The following is a 26,754-nucleotide window of genomic DNA, read 5'->3' as shown; positions in this document are numbered from 1 at the left end:
TGATGAGCTTGGGACGATGCGTGTCGGCATGCAGGGAGGTGGAATGGATAGCGCGGAAGAATTCATGCAATTCATGCTGGGGGCGAAGGAGTTGAACTCCAGTAACCGGCCATTGCGCCTGCGGCTGGCGTATGCGGACGGCGTGAACGATGATGTGCTGTTGCCGCAGCAGGTGCATGGCCGTGAAGCCATTTGCGGCAACCTGGAGTACGACATACGTTGCGTTTCGCTCGATGCGCATCTGCCGCTCAAGCAGTTCATCGGCGTGCCGGCGGAGTTGCAGATCGTGACCGACGCAGGGCAGTTGCGCAGCGTGTGCGGCATCGTCGGGCAGGCATCCGCGGGACTGAGCGATGGCGGCCTCGCCACCTACCAGCTGGTGCTGCACGATACGCTGACGTTGATGGAGAAACGCCGCAATACGCGTGTTTTCCGTGGCAAGACGGAGCTGGAGATCGTCGAATTGCTGATTGCCGAATGGCGGCTGGGCAGCACCATCATCGGCGCCACGTTTGCCTGCAAAATCGATCAGGCCTTGGCCGACCGTCGATTCCCGGCCCGTGAATTGACCATGCAGCACAATGAATCCGATGCCGCATTCATCCGGCGCCTGCTGCGGCGGCGCGGCATTTCCTGGGTCATCCAGCCTGGCGCCGCACTGAGCGGGGCATCCGACGCCGTGCCCTCGCACGTCCTGTTGCTGTTCGACGATGCCAGCCGCCTGCCCGAGAATGCGGCGCCGGTGATCCGCTACCACCGCGCGGACGCCACGGAAGAGAGCGATACCATCACGGCCTGGGGCGCCGTGCGCACCTTGCAAGCCGGCAGTGCCGGCTTTCACAGCTGGGACTATGCGGCGCCGCGTAACCGCCAGTTCATGCAGGTGGACGCTGGCGGGATGGCGGATCAGGGAAGCAGCGGCAATAGTTTTGCCGCCAGCCTCGACGATTATCTGGTGGCGACGCCGCACCTGGGCAATGACGCCGAGGATTTTCGACGGCTGGGCTTGCTGGCGATGGCACGCCATGACGTGGAAACCAAGTGCTTTCATGGCGAAGGCGTGGTGCGCACGCTGTGCGCGGGGCAGCAGTTCAGTCTGGCGGGACATCCGGAAATCGACCAGCACCGGCCGGAGGGTCGGCGTTTCCTGGTGACGGCATTGGAGGTGCATGCCAGCAACAATCTGCCGCAAGCGCTGGATGCGCGCATCGCGCGCCTGTTCGCCTCGAATGGCTGGCAGGGGCAAGGAGCGGCCTGGGGAGCGGGCGAGACGGGGCCAGGAACGCCGCGTTATCGCATGCGCTTTCGCTGCGTGCGTTCCAGCGTGGCCCTGGTGCCCGCCTTCGATCCGCAGCGCGATGTGCCCCAGCCGCAACTGCAAAGCGCCATCGTCGTCGGACCCGGCGGCGAAGAAGTGCATTGCGACGAACAAGGGCGCATCAAGGTGCGTTTCCCCGCTACCCGTGCTGCCGATCATGCGCACGCGCAAGGTTCCGGTGCTTCGGATACGGAGCGCGACACGGCCTGGCTGCGCGTCGTCAGCAACTGGGCTGGCGATGGACAGGGCAGCGCGCACCAGTGCGGCACGCTGGCATTGCCGCGCGTCGGCTCGGAAGTGCTGATCGGATTTCTGGCGGGCGATCCCGACCGGCCGATTGTCCTGGGGCAATTGTTCAATACGGTGGCGCCGCCACCGGCGCTCAGCAAGCGGGGCGCGCTGCCGGGCAACCGCTACCTGGCGGGCATGCGCAGCCGCGAAGTGCGGGGCCAGGGCGGCAATCAGCTGCGTTTCGACGATACGCCCCGGCAGATCAGCGCCCAGCTGGCCAGCGATCACGCCGCCACCGAGCTCAACCTGGGATTTCTCGTCGAGCCGCGCGCGGGCGGCGCGGGCCGCCAGCGCGGCGACGGATTCGAGTTGCGCAGCGATCATGGCGGCGCCGTGCGCAGCGGCAAGGCATTGCTGCTGTCGGCCTGGCGCCGGCTCGACGCCGCAGGCGGCCAGCTATCGGCCGAGGAACATGTGGCCCTGATGCAGGAGTGCTTGAACTTGTTCAAATCGCTGGGCGAGTATGCTGGCGCGCACCAGGCGCTGCCGGTCGACGTGGCACCCGCCGCCGCCTTGAAAGAAGCGGTGGCTGGTGCCGAGGCGCCTGCGGCCAGCCTGACGGCGCCTGCGGGGCTGGCGCTGAGCAGTCCCAAGACCATCGTCAGCTATGCCGGCGTGAATGTCGACACGGTGGCGCAGCAGCATGTGCACGTGATCGCCGGCCAGCGCTGCAGCGTACAGGCCGGCGATGGCGTTTCCGTGTTTGCTCACAAGGGCGGCATCGCCCAGATCGCGCACCATGGCAAATTTCTCATGCAGAGCCAGTTTGACGACATGCAGCTCAACGCCGCCAAGGCCCTGCAATTGACGGCGAATACCCGCCTGATCGGCATGGCGCAGGATGAAATCACATTCATGACGGCCGGGGGCGCCTATCTGAAACTGGCGGGCGGCAGCGTGGAACTGGGCGGCCCCGGTGCGCTGACCATCAAGACTGACGGCCATCACTGGAATGGGCCGGCCAGCAGCAAGGCTGAACTGCCGAGCTTTGACGAAGGCGACCTGGGCCGCATGCCCCAGGTGCTTTCCGGCCTCGACGGCAGTCCCGTCAGCGGCGTCAAGATCGTCGTCGAGCGCGAGGATGGCTCGCAGCACGTGGTCGATGCCGATGGCGAAGGCAAGGGCGCGGCCATCGTGGGCGACAGCCTGGAAAAACTCAAGGTGCGTATTTTCAGGCCGCGCGACTGAGCATGGATCGTGCATTGTCCACCATTCACGGGAGTCAAGCATGAGTGTACATAAGCCCAAGGCCGGTTCTTTGCCCTTCGATGAAAGCAAATACCTGCAGATAGGCGAAAAGGACGGCCTGCTGCGCTTCGACCATGACACCTTGCCGATTACCACGCGCTTGCCCTTGCCGGGGATCATGATTTTCGTGCATGGCGTCAACTCTGATGGCGAGTGGTATGACGAGGCGGAAGCCGGTTTGTGCGAGGGATTGAATGTCCGCCTGCACCGGCGCGTACACGATGCCGGGCGGGGCGCCCAGGAAGGCATCGCCATGACGCCGGCCCGCTATCTGAAGCAGCTGACGCGCGACGGTTTCATCAATCCCCTGATGAAACCCAGAACCTTCATGGAGGGCGACGGCTATTCGCCCGTGATCCGTTTTCGCTGGGGTTACGCAGCCAATGATATCGAGTTGCAGACGTATGGCGACGGCATCTTCCTGAATGAACAGAATTATTGGGGCGGCGGGCCCTTTGCCAATGGCTGCACTTCGCTGCCGGACTTGTGGGGCGAGGGCCTGTCGGACCAGCTATTCCTGTGGATGCAGATCCAGCACATGAATCCCACCAATGACCGGCAAGTGTACGCTTGCCCGCCACGGCCGTATTTCGTGCTGGCCGCCTACCGCCTGGCGCGGTTGATCGAGGCCATCCGGCAAAAGCAGGCCGATGTGCCGATCACCATCGTGTGCCATAGCCAGGGCAATATGGTCAGCATGGCGGCAGCCTTCCTCGGCGAGCGCCTGCCCAAGGTGGCGGACTCCCAAGGCAGGCTATGGCCTTGCATTGCCGATAATTATGTCCTGTGTAATCCACCCTACAGCGTGGTGGAAGACAACATGGCGGAGAACTGGACGTCGTCCAACCTGAAGGCGGCGGACGGCAGCACGGGCCGCCAGACGGCCGCGGCGCGCATCGACACGCTGGCGGCCTTTTTCGCCCTCATCGGCGAGCGGCGCGCCGCACAATGGCCGGCCGGGAAGATCGATCAGGCCATGAGCAGTGCGCACCACCCGTTCAAGGCGCAGCAGGATATCGATGCCTATGGCGTGCGGGGCGCGACCGTGGGCCGCGTGACCCTGTATTGCAATCCGCACGACCAGGTGATTTCGTCCTTGACGGTGCAAGGCATCGGCTGGCGCGGCTTGGCCGGCCCGGTGCTGAACAAGGACGGCCTGCCCAGGAGAGACCGCCAGGGCAAGGTCGACCCTGGCGAAATCGCCAGGGCAGGTGGCGAGGGAATATTTACCCAGCGCGTGTTTGCCGAGGGTTTTCCCGTCGGCGTAAAGGGCGCGTACGACTACTGGGGCGATCATCGTCCTGCCATTGATTTCGGCAGCGACCATTTCTGGAACCCGCCGTCCATGATTTCCACGTATAGCGTGGAAAAGGGGCTGGAGGCGCAAGAAAACTGGCTGTTCCAGATACTCACCGTGGCGTTTGCGCCCATCGCCATCGTGGCCACCACCTTGATGCGCAAGCGTATCAATGCCTCGCCCGACAAGTACTGGAAAATCCCGCTGGAAGCGCCCGACTTGCCGGAAAAGTTCTTCCCGCAGGCAAAGTTGTTTGGCGCGATCTGCCCCAGCTTTGACATGGGCCTGCATCCTCACGGCTGGGAACGCAACAAGGATGCCGCCCATCCGCAGGGCGACCCTTTCCATGGCGAGCGCGAGTTGCCGATACCGCGCGGCGGCCTGCATGGCGAAAAACAGCGCACGGACGCGGCGCGCGGCGATGAAGGCAGCGAAGCCGCCCTGCAATACGAATACCACGCCTCCCTGCGCATGATGGCCAAGCGCGAAGGCAAGGTCCAGAAAGACAAACATGTCACCGAAGAAGACCATCCCGAAACGGCAAGCGCCGAATACACCGCTTGGCGCCACCGGAAAATCCAGGCGGGCCTGGCTGGCAACGTCGGCACCTATGCCGCCGATCACTCCACCATCCTGACCAACAGCGAGCACTCCAGAAAGGCGCTGGCGTATGACGTGGCCGTGGGCTGTTGTCATCTGCTGGAAACGGAGCTGCGGGAATTGAGGACGATGGCGGATTGGCGGTTTCTTAATGATTTTGAGGGAAGCAAGGATATGCTCGTATTTAAGGAGTATCTAAAAAAAGGGAGATTAAAACGGCAGACTGCCTCGGAGTGGATAAAAGAATCCACAGGAGGAGCAATGCCGGAAAAAATTATAGATTCACGCGAAGATGCCAGTAATTAAAATTAGAGGGATTAATAATGGCTAAAAAATTCAGATTTACCTCCATGGTCGCGCTCATGGCCACAATAGGACTATCTTCCTGCGCTGTGCATTCGGGAACTACTACTAATGACGACATGCTAAAAGCAATCGAAGCAGAGAAGCCATTCGTTGCTCAAGTGGTCGGTGTGCAATGGTTAAATCCGCTGCAGCGTCAGGATTACCCAACCGAATGGCAACTGCTATGGACGCTCGGGAAAGTAAAGCCAAATAAAAAAGACGATATGTTAGAACAATATCCTGCTATATTTTCCGAAGTAAGATCTGTTTCGGGGATAGCTTCGTCAAATAATGGAAAGGGCACTTTTTTTAATTTTCATGGTAAATATTTGTTTGAAATGATAGGTAATTTCCACGGTGTGTATTTTTCCAACTCCACCTATTTTTATAACGCCCACGACTTCAAACATAAAAAAGGCTGGAATGAATTGGCGGGCATTCATGTCGAATATGCCGTGCCCGCAGAGCGTTTTGATCCTCTCTTGGCCGGCGCCGCCCTGCGCGAAGAAATCATCGATACTTTTTCCATCGGCAACCCAAGTTTCCCCAACTCCTGGACCAAGTCCACCCCGCCTGACGTGCGTGTGACGGCCGGTGGCGCGCATGCCGGATTTGTTTCCCTGTCCGCCGCGCTCGATTACCTGCAGGCGCATCCGAAGGAAACAGTGTGGGTGATGAGCTGGGATGCGCCCAGTTTTCCGAAAGATGAGCAGATCAATGAAAACATGGTGTTGCTGGTCCTGGCCGGTCCCCATTACAAGACGGAGCGCGATGCGCTGGCGTGGATAGGCTACCCGGCCACGCAGCAGGTCAGCGCCTTTGCTGCGCAGAAGGGCTTGCCGCCGCCGACAGTGCAGGCGTGGCAGGCGACGCTGGCGCAGGCGGCCGCGAATGGACGCAAGACCGATGCCGATATCGGCTATGTGATCCACGATGCGCACAACGCGCATCCGGCTTCATCGGACCGCATCGCCTACCTGGCGCAAACCTTGACGATGGAATTGCCGGCCTTCGATTTTCTCCAGCAGACCTTCAATACGCCAGCCTTGCTGGGCGAGATGGGCGCCGCCACGGCCTTGACGAACGTGGCGCTGGGCATCGCGCAGGCGAATCACTTCGGCCAGAACGTGCTGGTGGCGGGCACCAGCGACGCGGGCCAGACGAGGGGCGTGTTGATCTTGCCCCCGGCCAAGGTGCGGCCCATCGACCCCGTGAAACCGTGGTTCCGCGCGCGCGGCGGCGGCAATGCCTATCTGATGTGGTGGGGCATCCGCCATGCCTGGGCGACGCTGGATGCGGGGCAATTCAATGAGCAGGGTTACTCGAAGTAAAAAGGTGCTGACATGTCAGGCATAGCGTAGCTGCGCCGCCCCGTCCGGCACATCTTGCGCCATGCGCGCCAGGATGCGCTGCAGGATGGCCGCTTCGTCGGGCAGGCGCGCGGCGAAGGCTGGCCAGCCGCGCAGCTCCAGCTGTTGCGGCATGTCCACCAGGCCCGTGATGGCATCGTGGAAAGCATCCCAGTTCATGCCATAGAAGGAAGGAAAACCCAGTGCGGCGGCCAGCGCCGCGTGCAGCTGGCGTGGTGAGTTGATATCGCTCAAGTCGATTGACACAAGGGTTGGTCTCTTCACACTATTCCCTTGAGCAAGTTCTGCAGGTTTGCACGCATGCCGGCGACCACCGTTTCGTGCCGTTCCAGGATAGCGGGCGCATCCTGGAATGGCGCCGGGTCAAGATACAGGCGTGGCAAGTCGGCCACGGCCACGCCGCGCGGGCCGCCGCGCAGGATGTCGTCCGCATGCTGCTGGATCGAGTTGACGGCCGCCTGGATGCGCGGCGTCGCGGAGGCGGCCAGGCAGGCGGCCAGCGCGGCGTCGAGTTCGGCGCGCGTAGGTGCCTGCGGCAGCACGGGGGCGGCGATCTGTTCCAGCGGCGACATGTTGACGGCCGGCTTGCGGTAGGCGAGCAAGGTGTCGAGCGCCATCAGCCGGTGCGGGCCGCCGCGCTGCAGCCAGTCCAGGATGCGTGGCCACGGCGTGTCCAGCAGCGCCGCCGCCACGCCCCATTGTCCCGCCACGGGCGAGCCCACATTGGCGTCGATCCAGGCGAGGGCGTCCGGATTGCCCGTGTAGGCCAGCAAGGTGGCGTTCGACGAGCGCAGCGCGGGCGCCTGCGTGACGAGGATGGCGGTCAGCCAGGCGAGGGCGCCGTCGGGCGGCTGCTGCGATAGCTGTTGGGTAAACGGGTCGCTCAAGGCGCGGCTGTCGGAAAATTGATATTCGTCGGACATGTTCTGTGATTCGGCGAGTGAGAAGAGTTTATAGGTTGACTGCCTGCCAGGCCAGGGGCAGGGTTGAGCAAGCAGGGTTGAGCAAGCAGGGTTGAGCAATACATCGGACGCTGCGACGCCGGAGGGTTGGCGGCTACTGCGCCGATTTTTGGCAGCGCGCGGAAAAGTGCATGGTGGCGCTGTTTTCAAACGGGGAATTGATCTCGCCCTTTACTTCCTTCAATTTGCCGCTAAAGCGCATGGTCAGCGGGCCGCTGGCCGGTCCCGCGTCATATGTGCACGCCAGGTTGTCGCCGCTTTGCCGGCAGTCGTAGAAGTTGCTCGCCTTGCCGCGCTCGTCAACCATGAGGGTGCCTTGCGCCCCGTGCTGGTCGGGGGCGTCAAAGCTGAGCGCTATCGTGTGCTCCCCCGGATCCATGGGCATCTGCAAGTTCCCCGTACAGGTAAAGCCCGCCATTTTCTCCGCGATGTTATTGGCGCCCTGTGTCGCCGCGACGGCGTTGGCGCCGGCCGCACCCAGCAGGGCGGCAGCGAGCAGGCATGGATGGGCGATGAGGCGTAACAGGTCTGTTTTCATAAGCCGATCAATATAGGTTGGCTTGCGGCGCCAGGCTGGTGCGCGCAATTGATTATATTAAAAACAACATTAATGATGCGGTAAGCCAGGCGCCAGTCTAGCAGCCGCAGTGGCGCGCACGATTCGGAATCTTGTTATTTATTAACATTTAAGGCGGCCTTCAGTGCGGGCGGCCCCGCTTGCGCTACAATCGGCTCTCCTTTGTTGCCACTGCCGCGCGCGGTTCTCATTCTCCACCATGTTCCCTAAACGCCTGACCCTGCTTGCCCTGGCCGCCTTTGCGCTGGCCGGCTGCGAAACCACCGCCCCGAAACCCGTCCAGGTATTGACGCCACCCGAGCCCATCGTCGTCACGCCGCGCAAGATCAAGATCGGCCTGGCCCTGGGCGGCGGCGCGGCGCGCGGTTTCGCGCACATCGGCGTGATCAAGGCGCTCGAATCGCAGGGCATCAACGCTGACATCGTCACGGGCACCAGCGCCGGCAGCGTGGTGGGCGCCATGTATGCGGCGGGCAACTCCGGCTTCGCCCTGCAAAAGATGGCGTTCGACATGGACGAGGCAGCCATTTCCGACTGGGCCTTGCCCCTGTTCGGCAAGTCGTCCGGCGTGCTGAAAGGCGAAGCGCTGCAAAGCTATGTCAACAAGGCCGTGGGCGGCGTGCCGCTGGAAAAACTGAAAATTCCGTTTGGCGTGGTGGCGACCGACCTGAAAAATGGCCAGCCGATCCTGTTCCAGCGCGGTAACACCGGCATGGCCGTGCGCGCCTCGTCGGCCGTGCCGGGCGTGTTCCAGCCCGTGACGATTGCCGGTCACACCTATGTCGATGGCGGCCTCGTCGCTCCCGTGCCCGTGCGCTTCGCACGCGACATGGGCGCCGATTTCATCATCGCCGTGAATATTTCGTCGCAAACGGATACGCAAAAGGCCATCAGCTCGATGGAAGTGCTGATGCAGACCTTCGCCATCATGGGCCAGCGCATCAACCAGTTCGAGCTCAAGGATGCGGACGTGGTGATCCAGCCCAGCCTGGGCACCATGAAGGGCAACGATTTCAACAGCCGCAACCAGGCGATCCTGGCGGGCGAGCAGGCGACGTTTGCCGTGATGGCGCAGCTCAAGCAAAAGCTGAAAGCCAAGCGCGAGCAGTAAGTCGTTATTCTGGCCCCGCATTTCGTATACAATTTTGATTCAACATAACAAGGATGCACCATGCAATCGAAACCGATTTTGACCCTGGACGACGTAAAGAAAATCGCTGCCGCCGCCGAAGCGGAAGCGGTCAAGAATAATTGGGCGGTCACGATCGCCATCGTCGACGACGGCGGCCACCTGCTGTGGCTGCAGCGCATGGATGGCGTGGCGCCGATCTCGTCGCACATCGCCCCATCGAAAGCCAAGACGGCCGCGCTGGGCCGCCGCGAATCGCGCATCTATGAAGAGATGATCAACGGCGGTCGCGTTTCGTTCCTGAGCGCGCCGGAAATCGACGGCTTGCTGGAAGGCGGCGTGCCCATCGTGTTCGACGGCCACTACGTGGGCGCCGTCGGCGTTTCGGGCGTCAAGTCCGCCGAGGACGCGCAAATCGCGAAAGCGGGCATTGCGGCCCTGACGGCCTAAGTAGTAGCCGCAATTGCAGAATGAGCCGCCCCGCGCAAGCCGGGCGGCTTTTTTCATGGGGCGGGGGATTTATGCTGCTGCGCAAAAAAATGCCGCCGATTCCGAGTTTTCTTCCTTGTGGAAAAGCTTCCTTTTGGTTATAATTCAAAGGTTTAGCCAATCACACATATACCGTAGCGACTACCCATCCCCTCATTCAAAATGACCGTTGAAACACCCTGAGTGCATCTGGCTCGGGTATCTAGGCGGTCGGTCTGACGTGGCGCAGCTACGGTAACTTTATCAGGAGTTGCCCTTGCCGCCATTTTTTTCTGGCCCTGCCGTTCCAGCCATATTAGCGCTTGCTGATGGAACGATCTTTAAAGGTTTTTCGATCGGTGCCGCCGGTCATACCACGGGCGAGGTTGTTTTCAACACCTCGATGACCGGGTATCAGGAAATCCTTACCGACCCAAGCTATTGCCGCCAGATGGTCACCCTGACCTATCCGCATATCGGCAATACGGGCGTCAATCCGGAAGACGTCGAATCTTCCAAGGTTCACGCCGCTGGCCTCATCATCCGCGATCTGCCATTGCTGGCATCCAGTTTCCGTTCCACCCTCTCCCTGTCCGATTACCTGAAAGCTGAAAATATCGTCGCCATCGCCGGCATCGATACTCGCAAGCTCACGCGCATCCTGCGTGAAAAAGGTGCGCAGGGCGGCGCCATCCTCGTCGGTACGCAAGGCAACGAGCCATCCGCCGCGCAAGCGCTGGAACTGGCCCGTTCCTTCCCCGGCCTGGCCGGCATGGACCTGGCCAAGGTCGTGTCCAGTAAGGATGCCTACGAGTACCGCGAAACGGAATGGACGCTGGGCGAAGGCTACGGCCAGCTGGCCGACGCGGATGCGAAATACCACGTGGTCGCCTTCGACTACGGCGTCAAGCGCAATATCCTGCGCATGCTGACGGCGCGCGGCTGCAAGGTCACCGTATTGCCTGCGCAAGCGACGGCTGCCGACGCCCTGGCGCTCAATCCGGACGGCATCTTCCTGTCGAACGGCCCCGGCGATCCGGAACCGTGCGACTACGCGATTGCGGCGACCAAGGAATTGATTGAGAAGGGCATCCCGACCTTCGGCATCTGCCTCGGCCACCAGATCATGGCTTTGGCTTCCGGTGCGAAAACCCTGAAGATGAAGTTCGGCCACCACGGCGCCAACCACCCGGTGCAAGACCTGGAAACGAAACAGGTCTTGATTACCTCGCAAAACCACGGTTTCGCAGTCGACGCGGCAACCTTGCCCGCGAACTGCCGCGTGACCCATGAATCGCTGTTCGACGGCTCCCTGCAGGGCTTTGCCCGCACGGACAAGCCGGCCTTCTGCTTCCAGGGCCACCCTGAAGCGTCGCCGGGCCCGATGGATGTTGCTTACCTGTTTGACCGCTTCATCAACTTGATGGCTGCGGAGGAGAAAAAGAAAAATGCCTAAACGTTTAGATATCAAAAGTATTCTGATTATTGGCGCTGGCCCGATCGTGATCGGCCAGGCCTGCGAATTCGATTATTCCGGCGCGCAAGCGTGCAAGGCCCTGCGCGAAGAGGGCTACAAAGTCATCCTGGTCAACAGCAATCCTGCGACCATCATGACGGATCCGGAAATGGCCGACGTGACCTATATCGAACCGATCACCTGGTCGGTCGTTGAACGCATCATCGCCAAGGAGCGTCCTGACGCCATCCTGCCGACGATGGGCGGCCAGACGGCGCTGAACTGCGCGCTGGACCTGTTCAACAATGGCGTGCTGGCAAAATACAACGTCGAGCTGATCGGCGCGTCGCCGGAAGCCATCGACAAGGCCGAAGACCGTTCCAAGTTCAAGGACGCGATGACCAAGATCGGCCTCGGTTCGGCACGCTCCGGCGTGGCGCACTCGATGGAAGAATCGTGGGCCGTGCAGCGCACCCTGGGCTTCCCGACCATCATCCGTCCATCGTTCACCATGGGCGGCTCCGGCGGCGGCATCGCCTACAACGAAGAAGAATTCGAAACCATCTGCAAGCGCGGCCTGGAAGCCTCGCCGACGAAAGAGTTGCTGATCGAAGAATCGTTGCTGGGCTGGAAAGAGTACGAGATGGAAGTGGTGCGCGACAAGGCGGACAACTGCATCATCATTTGCTCGATCGAAAACCTCGACCCGATGGGCGTGCACACGGGCGACTCCATCACGGTTGCGCCTGCGCAAACCCTGACGGACAAGGAATACCAGATCATGCGCAATGCCAGTCTGGCAGTGCTGCGCGAGATCGGCGTTGACACGGGTGGCTCGAACGTGCAATTCTCGATCAACCCCGTCGATGGCCGCATGATCGTCATCGAGATGAACCCGCGCGTATCGCGTTCGTCGGCCCTGGCATCGAAAGCGACGGGTTTCCCGATCGCCAAGATCGCCGCCAAGCTGGCCGTCGGTTTCACCCTGGACGAGCTGCGCAATGAAATCACGGGCGGCGCCACGCCGGCATCGTTCGAACCGTCGATCGATTACGTCGTCACGAAGATTCCCCGTTTCACGTTCGAGAAATTCCCGACCGCCGACCACCACCTGACGACGCAGATGAAATCCGTCGGCGAAGTGATGGCCATCGGCCGTACCTTCCAGGAATCGTTCCAGAAAGCCTTGCGCGGCCTGGAAGTGGGCGTGGACGGCATGAATGAAAAGACCAAGGACCGCGAAAAGATCGAAGAAGAACTGGGCGAGCCTGGTCCTGAGCGCATCTGGTACGTGGGCGATGCGTTTGCCCAGGGTTTCACTTTGGAAGAAGTGCACAACCTGACCAAGATCGACCCATGGTTCTTGATCCAGATCAAGGAAATCGTCGACCTGGAACTGTGGCTGGACACGCAAAAGCTGGAAAACCTGGACAAGAACACCCTGTACAAGTTGAAACAGAAGGGCTTCTCGGACCGCCGCCTGGGCTTCCTGCTGCAGACGACCGACACGGCCGTGCGCCAGCAGCGCCATGCGCTGAACATCCGTCCCGTCTACAAGCGCGTCGACACGTGCGCGGCCGAGTTCTCGACCGACACGGCGTACATGTACTCCACGTACGACGAAGAGTGCGAATCGAATCCGACCGACAAGAAAAAGATCATGGTGCTGGGCGGTGGCCCGAACCGTATCGGCCAGGGTATCGAGTTTGACTATTGCTGCGTCCACGCGGCCCTCGCCATGCGCGAAGACGGCTACGAAACCATCATGGTCAATTGCAACCCAGAAACGGTTTCGACCGACTACGATACCTCGGACCGTCTGTATTTCGAATCGCTGACGCTGGAAGACGTGCTGGAAATCGTCGCCATCGAAAAACCGGTGGGCGTGATCGTGCAGTACGGCGGCCAGACGCCTTTGAAGCTGGCGCTGGACCTGGAAGCGAATGGCGTACCCATCATCGGCACCTCGCCCGACATGATCGATGCGGCCGAAGACCGCGAGCGTTTCCAGCAAATGCTGCACAAGCTGGAACTGCGCCAGCCGCCTAACCGCACCGCGCGCACGGAAGCCGACGCTTTGGCGCTGGCGCAGGAAATCGGTTACCCGCTGGTCGTGCGTCCATCGTACGTGCTGGGCGGCCGCGCCATGGAAATCGTCCACGAGCAACGCGACCTCGAGCGCTACATGCGCGAAGCCGTCAAGGTGTCGCACGATTCGCCGGTACTGCTGGACCGCTTCCTGAACGACGCCATCGAGTGCGACGTCGATTGCATCTCCGACGGCGAAACGACGTTCATCGGCGGCGTGATGGAACACATCGAACAGGCTGGCGTCCACTCGGGCGACTCGGCTTGCTCGCTGCCACCATACTCGTTGGCACCGGAAACCATTGAAGAACTGAAACGCCAGACGGCGCTGATGGCCAAGGGCTTGAACGTGGTCGGCCTGATGAACGTGCAGTTCGCGATCCAGAAACAAGAGATCGATGGCCAGCTGAAAGACGTCGTCTTCGTGCTGGAAGTCAATCCACGCGCCTCGCGCACCGTGCCTTTCGTCTCGAAAGCCACCGGCTTGCAACTGGCGAAGATCGCCGCGCGCTGCATGGTTGGCCAGTCGCTGGCGTCGCAAGGCATCACGCAGGAAGTCGTGCCGCCATACTTCAGCGTCAAGGAAGCCGTGTTCCCGTTCGTCAAGTTCCCTGGCGTGGACACCATCCTGGGCCCTGAAATGAAATCGACGGGCGAAGTCATGGGCGTGGGCCTGACGTTCGGCGAAGCGTTTGTGAAATCGCAACTGGGTGCCGGCGTGAACCTGCCAAAATCGGGCAAGGTCTTCATCAGCGTGAAAGCGTCGGACAAGCCGCGCGCCGTGCAAGTGGCGCGTGACCTGGTCGAGTCCGGCTTCACCGTGGTCGCCACCAAGGGTACCGCCGCCGTGATCGCTGCTGCCGGCATCGCCGTCACGCCAGTGAACAAGGTGATCGAAGGCCGTCCGCACGTGGTCGACATGATCAAGAACCATGAAATCGTGCTGGTGATCAACACCGTGGAAGAAAAACGCAGCGCCATCGTCGATTCGCGGGCCATCCGCACGTCGGCCCTGGCGTCGCGCGTGACGACCTACACCACCATCGCCGGCGCGGAAGCGGCCGTCGAAGGCATCCGCCACCTGGATGAGCTGCGTGTGTACGATTTGCAAGGTCTGCACAAGACCTTGAACTAAGTGCGTTTGCAGTGGCCGCCGTTAGGCGGTACACTGCATGCTTATCAACCACAGAGTTCCGTGCAGAGCAGCGCGCGGCCTCTGTGGTTTTCACTTGGTAAGTCCGTTAACCGTGGCAAAACACGGACAGCGGCGCCGATAACTAGCAGATAGTAGAGATAACATGACCTCAGTCCCATTGACCAAATACGGCGCAGAACTCTTGAAGGAAGAGCTGCATCATTTGAAGACCAAGGAACGCCGCATCGTCATCGATGCGATCGCCGAAGCGCGTTCGCACGGAGATTTGTCGGAAAACGCCGAGTACGATGCCGCCAAGGAACGCCAGGCCTTCGTCGAAGGCCGCATCGCCGAGCTCGAAGGCAAGCTGGGCGCAGCGCAAATCATCGACCCGACCGCGCTGGACGCGGAAGGCCGCGTGGTGTTTGCCTCGACCGTGAACCTGGAAGACCTGGAATCGGGCCAGAAAGTCACGTATCAGATCGTCGGCCTCGATGAAGCCGACTTGAAAATGAACAAGGTTTCCGTGACGTCCCCGATCGCCCGCGCGCTGATCGGCAAGTACGCCGGCGACGTGGTGGAAGTGCAGGCGCCGTCCGGCCCGCGCGAGTACGAAATCCTGGAAGTGCTGTACATCTGATGCTGACGCGCGTGCGCCTCCTCGTTGCCACCCTGTGGGCCGGCAGCCTGTGGACCATCGGCTTCATCGTGGCGCCCACCCTGTTCGGTACCCTCAGCGACCGCGTGCTGGCGGGCAATATCGCCGGCAGCATGTTCCGCGCCGAGGCCTGGCTGTCCATCGCCTGTGCGCTGGTGCTGCTGGCCCTGTTGCAATGGGGCGCGGGCGCGCTGGAGTTGAAGCGCCGCCGTTTGCTGGCCGCATTGGTACTATCGATGCTGGTGTGCGCGCTGCTCAGCCATTTCGGCATCTCGCCCCTGATGGCCGAACTCAAGGCGCAAGCGCCGTCGGGCCTCATGGACGAGGCCATGCGCAGCCGCTTCGGCATGCTGCATGGCGTGTCGACCCTGATCTTTGCCGTGCAGAGCCTGCTGGCGGGCGTGCTGATCTGGAAACAGCAGTAATCTTGATTCAGCAGCAATAAAAAAGCGGAGCAGGGAATATCCCGTGCTCCGCTTCTTGTTTCAAGCCCGGCCGCCTTGCGGTGGCCGGGTGAACAGGCTTACTTGCTGCCCAGTGCGCTTTTCTTGGCGCTTTTCTGACGTGGCTTGGCACGCTTGATGGAACCGCCTTCGGTAACGCGCTCATTGCCCTTGATCATGACTTTCGTCACGCTCGGGCGCTTGGTGCCGCTGGCGCTGGCCTTGACGATGGTCACTTCGCGCATGCCTTTGCCGGCGCTGACCTTCTCCTTAACCACTTCTTTTTTCGGACGGTAGATTACCAGCAGTTTGCCAATATGTTGTACCGGGGCGGCGCCGAGATTGCCGCAAATCGTATCGTACATTCCGACGCGGGCTTCGCGGTCGTCGCCGAACACGCGGACTTTAATCAGACCGTGCGAATCCAGGCCAAGGTCGATCTCTTTGAGGACAGCAGGTGTCAAGCCCGCTTCGCCAATAATGACGATAGGCTTCAGCGCGTGTGCTTCGGCGCGCAGTGCGCTGCGCTCTACGGGTGTAAGTTTTAGCATAATAATATTTAGTAATTCCCTTAAAAGCAGTATTCTACGCGAATGGCAAAGAAGAAATTAAACAAAAACTGGTTGCACGACCACATAAATGATCCATATGTGAAGTTGGCGCAAAAAGAGGGCTACCGCGCCCGGGCAGCATACAAGCTGAAAGAAATCGATGAAGACGAGAAACTGATCAAACCTGGCCAGGTGATCGTCGACCTGGGTTGCACTCCTGGCAGCTGGGCCCAGTACACGCGGCGCAAGCTGGCCGGCAAGGACGGCGGCGGGGTCAATGGTACCCTGATTGGCCTGGACATGCTGGAAATGGAGCCGATCGCCGATTTCCACTTCATCCAGGGCGACTTCCGCGAAGCGCGCGTGCTGCGCCAGCTGGAAGTGGTGTTGCAGGGCCGCAAGGTTGACCTGGTCCTGTCGGACATGGCGCCCAACCTGTCGGGCATCGCCACGGCGGATGCCGCGCGCATGGAACACTTGATCGACCTGGCCATCGAATTCTCGCAATTGCACCTGAAGCCGTCTGGCGTGCTGCTGGTGAAATGCTTCAAGGACATGGGTTTCAGCCAGATCGTGGAGAAATTCCGCGCCGAATTCAAGGTCGTCGTGCAGAAAAAGCCCAAAGCCAGCCGCGATAAATCGTCGGAAATCTTCCTGATGGGCCGTGGAATCAAGAATCCGCTGAAAAATGCCGTGGAAGAAGATGATTCCGCCCTTGATATTTAAGAGGGAATCCGCACATGGGAACGAGAAGTGCAGTAGCGTCTGATGGCATAAAAGCCTAAATTGTTTATACTGCATTTTTTTGCGTGAACGCGATTTTTTCGCGCGCACGGATCGGCGGGCTTTGGCACGGCCCGCTTATTGCGAGTAAAATCGTGTTTCTAGCTATAGGTAAAGAGATGCGCACTGCATCCAAGGAGTCTTCGTGAATAACATGTTTTCCAAATCTGCCATCTGGGTAGTCGTATTGCTGCTGTTGTTCATGCTGTTCAAGCAATTCGACAGTCATGGCGCCACAGGCGGCAGCAAGGCCATCGCTTATTCCGATTTGCTGGATGAAGTCAAAGCCAAGCGCGTCAAGGATGTCGTGATCGAAGGTTCGTCGATCACCGCCAAGCTGATGGACGACACCAAGGTGCGTACCACCGCCACCAGCCTCGACAAGGGCTTGATCGGCGACTTGCGCGACAATGGCGTGCATTTCGATGTGCGTCCGCCCGAGGAAGCGTCTTTCCTGCAAACTATTTTTGTTTCCTGGTTCCCCATGCTGCTGTTGATCGGCGTCTGGGTCTTCTTCATGCGTCAGATGCAAGGCGGCGGCAAGGGCGGGGCATTCTCGTTCGGCAAGTCGAAGGCGCGCATGATGGATGAAGCCAGCAACACCGTCACCTTCGCCGATGTCGCCGGTTGCGACGAAGCGAAAGAAGAAGTCAACGAAGTGGTCGACTTCCTCAAGGATCCGAGCAAATTCCAGAAACTGGGCGGCCGCATTCCCCGCGGCGTGCTGATGGTCGGTCCTCCGGGCACGGGTAAAACCCTGCTGGCGCGCGCCATCGCCGGCGAAGCCAAGGTGCCGTTCTTCTCGATTTCCGGTTCCGACTTCGTGGAAATGTTCGTCGGCGTCGGCGCCAGCCGCGTGCGCGACATGTTCGAAAACGCGAAAAAGCATTCGCCATGCATCATCTTCATCGATGAGATCGACGCTGTCGGCCGTCACCGCGGCGCCGGCATGGGCGGCGGCAATGACGAACGCGAACAGACCCTGAACCAGTTGCTGGTCGAGATGGACGGTTTTGAAGCGAACTCCGGCGTGATCGTCGTGGCCGCCACCAACCGCGCCGACGTACTCGACAAAGCGCTGCTGCGTCCGGGCCGTTTCGACCGCCAGGTGTCCGTCGGCTTGCCCGATATCCGCGGCCGCGAGCAGATCTTGAATGTGCACATGCGCAAAGTGCCTATCGGTACCGACGTGAAAGCCGATATCCTGGCCCGCGGCACCCCCGGTTTCTCGGGCGCGGACCTGGCCAACCTGGTCAACGAGGCAGCCCTGTTCGCCGCGCGCCGCAGCAAGCGTCTGGTGGAAATGGCGGACTTCGAAGATGCGAAAGACAAGATCTACATGGGTCCCGAGCGTAAATCGATGATCATCCGCGAGGAAGAGCGTCGCAATACGGCTTACCATGAGTCCGGTCACGCCGTCGTCGCCAAGCTGCTGCCGAAGGCCGATCCCGTGCACAAGGTAACGATCATGCCGCGCGGCTGGGCCCTGGGCCTGACGTGGCAGTTGCCGGAACACGACAATCTGTCCGCCTACAAGGACAAGATGCTGGAAGAAATTTCCATCCTGTTCGGTGGCCGTATCGCCGAAGAGATTTTCGTGGGCCAAATGTCCACGGGCGCGTCGAACGACTTTTCGCGCGCCACCAAGCTGGCCCGTTCCATGGTGACCCGCTTCGGCATGTCCGACAGCATGGGCGTGATGGTCTACGAAGACAGCGAAAACGAAGGTTTCTTCGGTGGCGCCACGAAGACGATCTCGGAAGCGACGCAGCAAAAGGTCGATGCTGAAATCCGCAACATTCTCGACAAGCAATATGCTTTGGCGCGCACCTTGCTGGAAGGCAACCGCGACAAGGTCGAAATGATGACCAAAGCCTTGCTGGAATGGGAAACCATTGATGCAGAGCAAATTAATGACATCATGGCCGGCCTGGAGCCGCGTCCACCGAAAGTCATCCCGCCACGCCGCAATGCGGGCGACAGCGGCACGGGCGGCATCTCGCCTAACGTGACGGCGCCAGCCTGATAGCGACCACTGCCTGATTAGCGGCATGCAAGAGAAGGGTAAGGAGCAATCCTTGCCCTTTTTCGTTGCCGCCGCAGTTTTTTCCTGACGACTACAAAGAATCACATGCGACACTATTTGCAATTCGGCCGTTTCGGCTTCAACCTGCAGGGCACGCAGGCGCTGGTGATGGGCATCCTGAACATCACGCCCGACTCGTTTTCCGATGCGGGCCAGTACCAGCACCTGGAATTTGCCATTTCCCGCGCCGAGCAGATGATCATCGACGGTGTCGACATCATCGACATCGGCGGCGAATCGAGCCGCCCCGGCGCGCCGCCGCTGCCGCTGCACGATGAGCTGCAGCGCGTCATGCCGGTGCTGTACGCCTTGCGCGACTGCGGCAAGCCCCTGTCCGTCGACACCTACAAGCCGGAAGTGATGCGCGAAGCCATCCTGGCGGGCGCCGACATGATCAACGATATCAACGGTTTCCGCGCGCCGGGCGCCATCGACGCCGTGCGCGACAGCGATTGCGCGCTGTGCATCATGCACATGCAAAACGTGCCGGAAACTATGCAAGCCCAGCCGCAGTACGAAGACGTGGTGCGCGAAGTCATCGACTTCCTGCGCGAGCGCATCGACACGATGACGGCGGCCGGCATCGCCCGCGAGCGCCTGTGCGTCGATCCCGGCTTTGGCTTCGGCAAGACGGTGGAGCAGAACTATGCCTTATTGCGCGCCACGCGCCAGTTGCGCAGCGAACTGGGCCTGCCTGTGCTGGCCGGGCTGTCGCGCAAGTCGATGATCGGCGCCGTCACGGGACGTCCCGTCGAGCAGCGCCTGGCCGGCAGTGTCGCCGGTGCACTTGCTGCGGTAGCGCAAGGTGCGGAAATTATCCGTGTGCATGATGTAGCTGAAACCGTCGATGCACTGAAGGTCTGGCGCATGGCACACTGAGCCTGTAAGATTTATCATAAACAACAAAAAGAGAAATACTATGACGCGTAAATATTTTGGCACGGATGGCATCCGCGGCCTGGTGGGCACGGCTCCGATCACCCCCGACTTCGTCATGCGCCTCGGCTATGCTGCCGGCAAGGTGCTGGCCAAGTCGCAGGGCGGCAAGACGCGACCGACGGTGCTGATCGGCAAGGACACGCGCATTTCCGGCTACATGCTGGAAGCGGCGCTGGAAGCGGGCCTGTCGGCCGCCGGCGTGGACGTGATGCTGGCCGGCCCCATGCCGACCCCGGCAATCGCCTACCTGACGCGGGCGCTGCGCCTGTCGGCCGGCGTGGTCATTTCCGCTTCGCACAACCCGTACCACGACAATGGCATCAAGTTCTTTTCCGGCCAGGGCACCAAGCTGCCCGACAGCGTGGAGCTGGAAATCGAAGCGGCGCTCGACGAGCCCATGGCTTGCGTGCCCTCGGACAAGCTGGGCCGCGCCAAGCGCCTGGACGATGCCCAGGGCCGCTACATCGAATTTTGCAAGGGCACCTTCCCGAACGAGCTGGACTTGCGCGGCCTGAAGATCGTCGTCGATTGCGCGCATGGCGCCGCCTACCATATCGCGCCGCACGTGTTCCATGAGCTGGGCGCGGAAGTCATCGCCATCGGCAACAAGCCCGACGGTTTCAACATCAATGCGGGCTTCGGCGCCACGGCAACCAAGGCCATGGCCGAAGCCGTCGTCGAGCACGGCGCCGACCTGGGCATCGCCCTCGATGGCGACGCCGACCGCCTGATCATGTGCGATGCCACGGGCCGCCTGTATAACGGTGACGAGTTGTTGTACGTCATGGTCAAGGACCGCCTGGCGACAGGCCCCGTGGCCGGCGCCGTCGGCACCCTGATGACGAATATGGCGCTGGAAGTGCTGTTCAAGCAGCAGGGCATCGGCTTTGCGCGCGCCAAGGTGGGCGACCGCTACGTGCTGGAAGTCATGAAGGAAAAGGGCTGGATACTGGGTGGCGAAGGTTCCGGCCATCTGCTGTGCCTGGACAAGCACACGACGGGCGACGGCATCGTTTCCGCGCTGCAAGTATTGTCCGCCCTCAAGCGCAGCGGCCAGAGCCTGCAGCAATGCCTGGCCGAACTGGTGCTGTTCCCGCAAACCCTGATCAACCTGCGCGTGGCGCCCGGTTTCGACTGGAAAAAAAATGCCGCCATGGTGGCCGAGAAAGAACTGGTCGAGGCCGAGCTGGGCGACACGGGCCGCGTGCTGATCCGCGCTTCCGGCACCGAGCCGCTGATCCGCGTGATGGTGGAGGCGAAAGATAAGGAAAAGGCCGAGTCGATGGCGCGCCGCATTGCGGATAAAGTGGCTGTGTAAAGGCAGGCGCCGATAGTTATTTCCATCTAATTCGTCTATGGCAATTGACGAAATTGGGTGGGGGCGTTATTATCTTGTCTTCGGAGTGTGGCGCAGCCCGGTAGCGCACCTGGTTTGGGACCAGGGGGTCCAAGGTTCGAATCCTTGTACTCCGACCAAAGTCATAAACGGGCTGTCAGAAATGACAGCCCGTTTTCTATTCCGCGCTGGCATTTCATTGCTGGCGCGCATGGATTAAAATACTGCACCTCTCCGCCCATCGTTCAACGGATAGGACAACGGTCTTCTAAACCGTGAATGGGGGTTCGATTCCCTCTGGGCGGACCAGTTTCATACTGGCCACGATTATGCGGCGCCAAGCTGCCGCAACGCACTCCATCTTTCCTCCTACATCCGGTTTTCGCGCAGCGGTTCAGGGCTGCGCGCCCAGCACTAAGCTCAGCAAATACAGCAGCGGCGCCGCGCACAGCAGCGCGGAACACAGCGACAGCACTTTCTTGCTGGCCAGGCGTGCCAGGCGCAGCCGTTCGCGCACGGGCAAGTGCTGGCGCAGCGCATGGCGCGCGCGCGGCTGGAATGGGGATTCATGCATGTGGGCTCCCTCGCAACGATGACTGAAGATGCCGGTCAGCATAGCGGGAGAGGCATAAAGACGGTGTAAAGAGTGGGCGGCGCGGCGCAAGCGCGCTGTAAACATGGGTGCGCCGGCGCCGTGTTGCGGGTCTTGCCCGATGCTCTTATTTTGCCTGGCGGCGGCGCGCCAAGACGCCGAGCAGGCCCAGGCCGGCGAGCAGCATGGCATAGGTTTCCGGTTCAGGGACGGCGGAAACGTAGGCGCGGTAATTGCTCAGGTCCTTGGGCAAGCCTGCCACCGTGAAGGTCGTGCCGGCTGCGACGGGCGCTGCCCATTGGAAGACCAGTTCGCCCTGGCCGAAATGGATGGCCAGGTAATCATAGGCCGCCGCACTCGTGAAGGAATTCACCCCGCCGCTGGCGCCTGCCGTGGTGCCGGCGGTGCAGCCTGAGGTGGCATTGTCGCAAAACGAGACGGCCGCACCCAGGCTGGTGCCGAAAACGCCGTTGATATAGCCCTGGATGTCGGTGGGACTCTGCGGCACGAGATTGTCGTTATAGTATTTCACCATGAGGGCAGGTGACGGCGAGTAAGTGACGGTGCTGCCTTCGATGCTGAAACCGCTGGCCGGTCCCACATCGACCCATGTAGCAGCCTGTGCCACGCCCATGCAGGCCGTCAGGGCGGCCAGCATGGATGCCCGTATGGCAATGCTTGTTATGCTTTTCATGAAAATCCCCTTTTATTTTATTGCAGACATTTCACTGCTTCAGGGTGCGCGCCGTCCGGTCAGGGAGGTCGACTTGTCGCCCGGTCGCCTTTGCGTGAGTACGCATATGCAAGCTTAGTCTTGATGTAAATTAATACAATTTAAATAATGCTATTGGCATGCTTGACAACATCGCATACGGCTATGTATGGCTGTGCTGGCGAAAGCCTGTACGGCGAGCGGAAATGGCGTGACAAGGCATGCCAGCCTGTGCTAGCAATGCCTTGATTAGGGAGGGGGGCGGGTTTCAGTCGTTGTTATTGCTGACGCCGAACAGGCGATCCTTGGCATTGAGCAGCTTTTGCACCTTGGCGCCCATTTTCATCAGCTGCGCCATCGATTCGGGCGACAGGCGCTGCAAGTCGTCGAACCAGGTGTTGGCCAGGTCGACCAGTTCATACATTTCGCGCATGCGCTCCTGCGCATACTGGTCGACGGGTTCCGTGGCCGGCGCCAGCAGCGATTCGCGCAGCACCGTCAAGGTCGGCGCCACTTCGCGGCGGCGGCGCTCGGCGGCCACCACGCGGAAGATTTGCCACACATCACCCAGCGAGGAAAAATACTCGCGCCGGTCGCCGGGGATGCGCGACTGGCGGATCAAGCCCCAGCCCTGCAATTCCTTCAAGCCGATGCTCACGTTCGAGCGTGAAAAACTCAGGTGTTCCGCGATTTCATCCGCGTGTAAAGGATGCTCTGCGACAAACAACAAGGCGTACACTTGCCCCACTGTCCGGTTAAAGCCCCAGCGGCTGCCCATCTCGCCGAAATGGCTGACGAAGGTCAGGATCAGCGGCGTCATTTGGATATGTTGAGTTTTCATAATTATCTGAATTTTTTCACGCCACACCCGCAGGGTCAATTGATATATGTCATGTTTCGCAGTATTATACAAAATATCGAATTTACAGAAAATTCTGAAAACTCAAAAAGTATAGATATGCCGACCACGCCGCTGTCCTTGCCCCGCTTTATCCTTCCCCGCGCCGCCAGCCTGGCGCAGGGCGGCGCCGCCTTGCTGTGGCTGCCGCAAGCGGCCTTGCTGGCCTGGGCCGTGCAAGCCATGCTGGCCGGCGCACCGTGGCGCGCGGCCCTGTTGCCGGCCGCCGGCGTGCTGCTGCTGGGCGTGCTGCGCGCCGGCGGCGAAGCGTGGGGCGCGCGGCGCATGTATGCGGCGGCGCGCGACCACCTGTCCACCTTGCGTGCGCAAGTGGCGCAAGCGCTGGCGCACCGTTCGCCGCTGGACCGCCAGCGCGCCCAGTCGGGCCAGGCGGCCAGCGTCATCGCCGAACAGGCCGAAGCCATCGTGCCCTACCTGGTGCGCTACAAGCCCGCGCGCTGGAAAGTCATGCTCGTGCCGCTCGTGATCCTCGCCGTGGTGACGCCCCTGTCGTGGATCGCCGCCCTGATCCTGCTCATCGCCGCGCCCCTGATTCCCGTCTTCATGGCCCTGGTGGGCATGGGCGCGCAAGCGGCCAGCCGCGCGCAGATGGTGGAAATGGGCAGCATGAACGCGTTTCTGCTGGACCGCCTGCGCGGCCTGGCTACCCTGCGCGCGCTCGACGCCGTCGACGCCACGGCCGAACGCCTGGATGCCTCGTCGCAATCCGTGCGCCGGCGCACGATGGTGGTGCTGCGCATCGCCTTCCTGTCGTCCGCTGTGCTGGAACTGTTTTCCGCGCTCGGTGTCGCCATGGTGGCCGCCTACATCGGCTTCTCGCTGCTGGGCAGCATCAATTTCGGCACCTGGGGCCGCGAACTGAGCCTGGGGCAGGGCTTGTTCATCCTGCTGCTGGCGCCCGCGTTTTTCGAACCCTTGCGCGAACTGGCCGCCGTCTGGCACGACAAGGCGGCCGGCGAAGCGGGCCTGGCCGGCCTGCACGACTTGGCGGTCGAGGGCGTGCCCCTGCCCGGCGCCGGCGTGGCAGCCGCTGCCGTCTCCGCCGCCGCCATGGCCGTGGCGCCGCCGCCTGCTATCGAAATCCATCAACTGCGCTTTGCCCACCCTGGCGAGGCGCCCGTCTTCGACGGCTTCGACCTGACCGTGCGCGCCGGCGAACACGTCGCCCTGCTGGGCGCCAGCGGCGCCGGCAAGACCACCTTGCTGTCCTTGCTGGCCGGCTTGCTGCCCGCCAGCGGCGGCGAGATCCGCATCGGCGGCGTGCGCCTGAACGATGGCACCGTGAATACCTTGCGCCAGCGCATGGCGTGGATGGGCCAGCGTCCCCACGTGTTTGCCGCCTCCGTCAGCCAGAACGTGACCCTGGGCCGCGTCGGCGCGCATGCCGCGCAAGTGACGCAGGCGCTGCACCTGGCCGACCTGGCTGCCGTGGCGCAGGCGCAGCCGGCCGTCATGCTCAGCGATGGCGGGCAGGGCTTGTCCGGTGGCGAAGCCGTGCGCCTGGCCTTGGCCCGCGTGGCCCTGCATCCGCATGCGGACTTGCTGCTGGTCGATGAACCGACGGCCCACCTGGACAGCGAAACGGCGGCGCGCGTGACGGACGCCTTGCTGGAATTGGCGAAAGGCAAGACGATGATCGTCGCCACGCACGACCCCGTGCTGGCCGGCCGCCTGCAGCGCACGGTGCAGGTCGATGCCCGGGCGCAGGCACAGGAGTTGCGCGCATGAACACCACACTGATCTCGCATCCCGTCCTGCGGCAATTGCTGCTGGCCCAACCAGGCAAGCTGATCGGGGGCGCCTTGCTGGCGGCCCTGACGGCAGTGTCCGGCATGGCCTTATTGGGCTTGTCCGGCTGGTTCATCACGGCCACCTCGATTGCCGGCCTGCACGCGTCGACGGCCATCCTGTTCGACGTGTTCGGCCCGTCGGCCGGCATCCGCCTGCTGGCCATCGGCCGCACGGGCTCGCGCTATGCGGAACGCCTCGTCACGCACGACGCCACGTTCGCCGCGCTGGCCAGCATCCGCGTGCAACTGTTTCGCGGCTGGTCGCGCCCGGAAGCGGCCAGCCGCCTGCTGCGCCAGCCCGCCAAGCTGCTGTTCCGCCTGACGGCCGATATCGATGCGCTCGAATCGCTGTACCTGCGCCTGCTGGTGCCCGCCTTCACGGCCCTGTGCGCGGCCTTGCTCGCGGGCGTGGCGCTGGGCGTGATGCAGTGGCAGCTGGGCCTGGGACTGGCCGCGTGGCTGCTGGCCGCCGGCGGCGGCATCAGCTGGAGCGTGGCGCGCCGCGCCCGCCGCCCGGCCATCCTGCGCTCGCGCGCCATCGAAAAACTGCGTTCCGGCGCCATCGACCTGGTGGCCGGCCAGACGGACCTGGTGATGGCGGGCCGCATCGACGCCCAGTGCGCGGCGCTGGCGCGGATCGACCGCTCGCTGGCGCAAGCCGATTTCGCCCTGCTGCGCCTGGAAACGGCGGCGGGCGCCGCGTATGGCGTGGCCGGCAGCGCGACCCTGGCCGGGGTGCTGCTGGCCGTCGCCGCGCTGGTGCAGCAGCAGGCGCTGAGCGTGCCGGCCGCGGCGCTGGCCCTGCTGATCGCCCTGACGGCCGTGGAACCGTTTGCGGGATTGCGCCGCGGCGCGCTGGAGGCGGGGCGCATGCTGCTGGCGATGCGCCGCCTGGCGCCGCGCCTGGAGCAGCAGGAGGGCGCCACGCTGCCCATGGATGCCGCGCCGGGCTTGCGCCTGGAACACGTCAGCGCCGCGCATGCGGGCAGCCATGTGGCCATCCTGCATGACGTATCGCTGCACATCGCCGCCGGCGAGCGCGTGGCCTTGATCGGCCCCAGCGGCGCGGGCAAGTCCACCTTGCTGGCCCTGGCCGCGCGCGAACTGGCGCCATTGTCGGGCAAGGTGAGCGCGCCGCGCGCCTGTCTGTTCACGCAGAAGACGGAATTGTTCCAGGACAGCTTGCGCGACAACCTGCGCCTGGCCGACCCCGCCGCCAGCGATGCGCAGCTGTGGGCGGCGCTGCAGGCGGCCGGCTTGGACGACGAGGTGCGCGCCCTGGCGGGAGGCCTCGACACCATGCTGGGCGAGGGCGGCCTGGGCTTGTCGGGCGGGCAGGCGCGCCGTTTGGCGCTGGCGCGGCTGTTCCTGCACGAATCGACCTTGTGGCTGCTCGACGAAGCGACGGAAGCGCTGAATGCGGGGACGGCAAGCGACGTTTTGCAGCGCTTGCGCGCGCGCTGCGAAGGGCGCAGCTTGCTGATCGCAACTCACTTGCGGCGCGAAGCGGCGCTGGCGGATCGGCTGCTGCGCATCCGCGACGGCCGCATCGTCGAAGAGCTGCGGCGCGGCACGGATGGCTTCGAAGCGGCCCTGGCGGGCTTGCGGGGGGATTGACAAGAACGGAGACAGGCGGTGCCGCACGCCAGCCCGAAGGCGGC

Annotated in this window: 23 protein-coding genes and 2 tRNA genes; 17 read left to right on the top strand and 8 right to left on the bottom strand. The window is 62.1% G+C overall.

Annotated features, from left to right (window positions below):
• The first annotated feature begins 43 nt into the window (after positions 1-43).
• Entirely contained in the window at positions 44-2,797 is a 2,754-nt protein-coding gene (locus O3300_RS13325; protein WP_305053207.1) for a type VI secretion system Vgr family protein, read from the top strand.
• A gap of 40 nt (positions 2,798-2,837) precedes the next feature.
• A complete protein-coding gene (locus O3300_RS13320) occupies positions 2,838-5,060 on the top strand; it encodes a DUF3274 domain-containing protein (protein WP_305053206.1) in 2,223 nt (740 codons plus the stop codon).
• A 323-nt stretch (positions 5,061-5,383) separates the two neighbouring features.
• On the opposite strand, the gene O3300_RS13315 is transcribed toward O3300_RS13320, so the two are convergent.
• Positions 5,384-5,704, bottom strand: a complete 321-nt coding sequence (locus tag O3300_RS13315; protein ID WP_305053205.1) for a hypothetical protein — start codon at positions 5,702-5,704, stop codon at positions 5,384-5,386.
• Between O3300_RS13315 and O3300_RS13310 the strand changes: the two genes are divergently transcribed.
• Positions 5,684-6,430 (top strand): hypothetical protein, encoded by a 747-nt coding sequence (locus tag O3300_RS13310; RefSeq protein ID WP_305053204.1) that lies wholly within the window; start codon positions 5,684-5,686, stop codon positions 6,428-6,430. The genes O3300_RS13315 and O3300_RS13310 overlap by 21 nt on opposite strands.
• A gap of 15 nt (positions 6,431-6,445) precedes the next feature.
• Here O3300_RS13310 and O3300_RS13305 read toward each other — a convergent pair whose 3' ends face one another.
• From O3300_RS13305 to O3300_RS13295, 3 genes are all read right to left on the bottom strand, one after another.
• Positions 6,446-6,715: a barstar family protein gene (locus tag O3300_RS13305; RefSeq protein WP_305053203.1), complete on the bottom strand. Its 270-nt coding sequence runs from the start codon at positions 6,713-6,715 to the stop codon at positions 6,446-6,448.
• 14 nt (positions 6,716-6,729) lie between these two features.
• A complete protein-coding gene (locus O3300_RS13300; RefSeq protein WP_305053202.1) occupies positions 6,730-7,392 on the bottom strand; it encodes a hypothetical protein in 663 nt (220 codons plus the stop codon).
• A 133-nt stretch (positions 7,393-7,525) separates the two neighbouring features.
• Complete coding sequence (locus O3300_RS13295) at positions 7,526-7,969, bottom strand: hypothetical protein (protein WP_289911560.1); 444 nt, start codon at positions 7,967-7,969, stop codon at positions 7,526-7,528.
• A 238-nt stretch (positions 7,970-8,207) separates the two neighbouring features.
• Between O3300_RS13295 and O3300_RS13290 the strand changes: the two genes are divergently transcribed.
• The 6 genes from O3300_RS13290 (at position 8,208) to O3300_RS13265 (ending at position 15,367) form a co-directional block, all read left to right on the top strand.
• A complete protein-coding gene (locus tag O3300_RS13290) occupies positions 8,208-9,119 on the top strand; it encodes a patatin-like phospholipase family protein (RefSeq protein ID WP_251351223.1) in 912 nt (303 codons plus the stop codon).
• 60 nt (positions 9,120-9,179) lie between these two features.
• Positions 9,180-9,587, top strand: coding sequence for a heme-binding protein (locus O3300_RS13285; RefSeq protein ID WP_034786036.1), 408 nt, complete (start codon positions 9,180-9,182; stop codon positions 9,585-9,587).
• A gap of 295 nt (positions 9,588-9,882) precedes the next feature.
• Positions 9,883-11,061: a glutamine-hydrolyzing carbamoyl-phosphate synthase small subunit gene (carA, locus tag O3300_RS13280; protein WP_099664495.1), complete on the top strand. Its 1,179-nt coding sequence runs from the start codon at positions 9,883-9,885 to the stop codon at positions 11,059-11,061.
• Entirely contained in the window at positions 11,054-14,284 is a 3,231-nt protein-coding gene (carB, locus tag O3300_RS13275; protein ID WP_099664494.1) for a carbamoyl-phosphate synthase large subunit, read from the top strand. Before carA ends, carB begins: the two co-directional genes overlap by 8 nt.
• A gap of 163 nt (positions 14,285-14,447) precedes the next feature.
• Entirely contained in the window at positions 14,448-14,924 is a 477-nt protein-coding gene (greA, locus tag O3300_RS13270) for a transcription elongation factor GreA (protein ID WP_034757428.1), read from the top strand.
• Positions 14,924-15,367 (top strand): DUF4149 domain-containing protein, encoded by a 444-nt coding sequence (locus O3300_RS13265; RefSeq protein ID WP_305053201.1) that lies wholly within the window; start codon positions 14,924-14,926, stop codon positions 15,365-15,367. The genes greA and O3300_RS13265 overlap by 1 nt, the downstream gene beginning before the upstream one ends.
• Before the next feature lie 98 nt (positions 15,368-15,465).
• Here the strand turns inward: O3300_RS13265 and O3300_RS13260 are convergent, their stop codons facing one another.
• The gene (locus O3300_RS13260) at positions 15,466-15,936 is read right to left on the bottom strand and encodes a YhbY family RNA-binding protein (protein ID WP_010397237.1); all 471 of its coding nucleotides are present in this window, start codon (positions 15,934-15,936) and stop codon (positions 15,466-15,468) included.
• Between the two features lie 42 nt (positions 15,937-15,978).
• Between O3300_RS13260 and O3300_RS13255 the strand changes: the two genes are divergently transcribed.
• The 6 genes from O3300_RS13255 (at position 15,979) to O3300_RS13230 (ending at position 21,389) form a co-directional block, all read left to right on the top strand.
• Positions 15,979-16,662 (top strand): RlmE family RNA methyltransferase, encoded by a 684-nt coding sequence (locus tag O3300_RS13255; RefSeq protein WP_034757436.1) that lies wholly within the window; start codon positions 15,979-15,981, stop codon positions 16,660-16,662.
• 202 nt (positions 16,663-16,864) lie between these two features.
• Positions 16,865-18,745 carry an ATP-dependent zinc metalloprotease FtsH gene (gene ftsH / locus O3300_RS13250; protein ID WP_035817778.1) on the top strand — a complete coding sequence of 627 codons (1,881 nt, stop codon included), beginning with the start codon at positions 16,865-16,867 and terminating at the stop codon, positions 18,743-18,745.
• A 105-nt stretch (positions 18,746-18,850) separates the two neighbouring features.
• Positions 18,851-19,684 carry a dihydropteroate synthase gene (gene folP / locus O3300_RS13245; RefSeq protein ID WP_289898951.1) on the top strand — a complete coding sequence of 278 codons (834 nt, stop codon included), beginning with the start codon at positions 18,851-18,853 and terminating at the stop codon, positions 19,682-19,684.
• A 40-nt stretch (positions 19,685-19,724) separates the two neighbouring features.
• Positions 19,725-21,062 (top strand): phosphoglucosamine mutase, encoded by a 1,338-nt coding sequence (gene glmM, locus O3300_RS13240; RefSeq protein ID WP_305053200.1) that lies wholly within the window; start codon positions 19,725-19,727, stop codon positions 21,060-21,062.
• Positions 21,063-21,143: 81 nt separating this feature from the next.
• Positions 21,144-21,220 (top strand) — tRNA-Pro (locus O3300_RS13235).
• A gap of 94 nt (positions 21,221-21,314) precedes the next feature.
• Positions 21,315-21,389 (top strand) — tRNA-Arg (locus O3300_RS13230).
• Positions 21,390-21,474: 85 nt separating this feature from the next.
• Here the strand turns inward: O3300_RS13230 and O3300_RS13225 are convergent.
• The 3 genes from O3300_RS13225 to O3300_RS13215 all read right to left on the bottom strand — a co-directional run bounded on the left by O3300_RS13225 (position 21,475) and on the right by O3300_RS13215 (position 23,204).
• Complete coding sequence (locus O3300_RS13225) at positions 21,475-21,654, bottom strand: hypothetical protein (RefSeq protein WP_251351227.1); 180 nt, start codon at positions 21,652-21,654, stop codon at positions 21,475-21,477.
• A 145-nt stretch (positions 21,655-21,799) separates the two neighbouring features.
• A complete protein-coding gene (locus O3300_RS13220; RefSeq protein ID WP_099664489.1) occupies positions 21,800-22,366 on the bottom strand; it encodes a PEP-CTERM sorting domain-containing protein in 567 nt (188 codons plus the stop codon).
• A 286-nt stretch (positions 22,367-22,652) separates the two neighbouring features.
• Positions 22,653-23,204, bottom strand: a complete 552-nt coding sequence (locus O3300_RS13215) for a GbsR/MarR family transcriptional regulator (protein ID WP_175560510.1) — start codon at positions 23,202-23,204, stop codon at positions 22,653-22,655.
• A gap of 138 nt (positions 23,205-23,342) precedes the next feature.
• On the opposite strand from O3300_RS13215, the gene cydD reads away from it, so the two are divergent.
• On the top strand, positions 23,343-25,031 hold the full coding sequence (cydD, locus tag O3300_RS13210) for a thiol reductant ABC exporter subunit CydD (protein WP_305053199.1): 1,689 nt from the start codon (positions 23,343-23,345) through the stop codon (positions 25,029-25,031).
• Positions 25,028-26,710, top strand: a complete 1,683-nt coding sequence (locus O3300_RS13205) for an amino acid ABC transporter ATP-binding/permease protein (RefSeq protein ID WP_305053198.1) — start codon at positions 25,028-25,030, stop codon at positions 26,708-26,710. Before cydD ends, O3300_RS13205 begins: the two co-directional genes overlap by 4 nt.
• Positions 26,711-26,754 lie beyond the last annotated feature (44 nt).

It is taken from the genome of Janthinobacterium sp. SUN206 (assembly GCF_030587305.1).
GTDB classification, from domain to species: Bacteria; Pseudomonadota; Gammaproteobacteria; order Burkholderiales; family Burkholderiaceae_D; genus Janthinobacterium; species Janthinobacterium kumbetense.
This window is presented reverse-complemented; position numbering and strand designations above follow the sequence as displayed.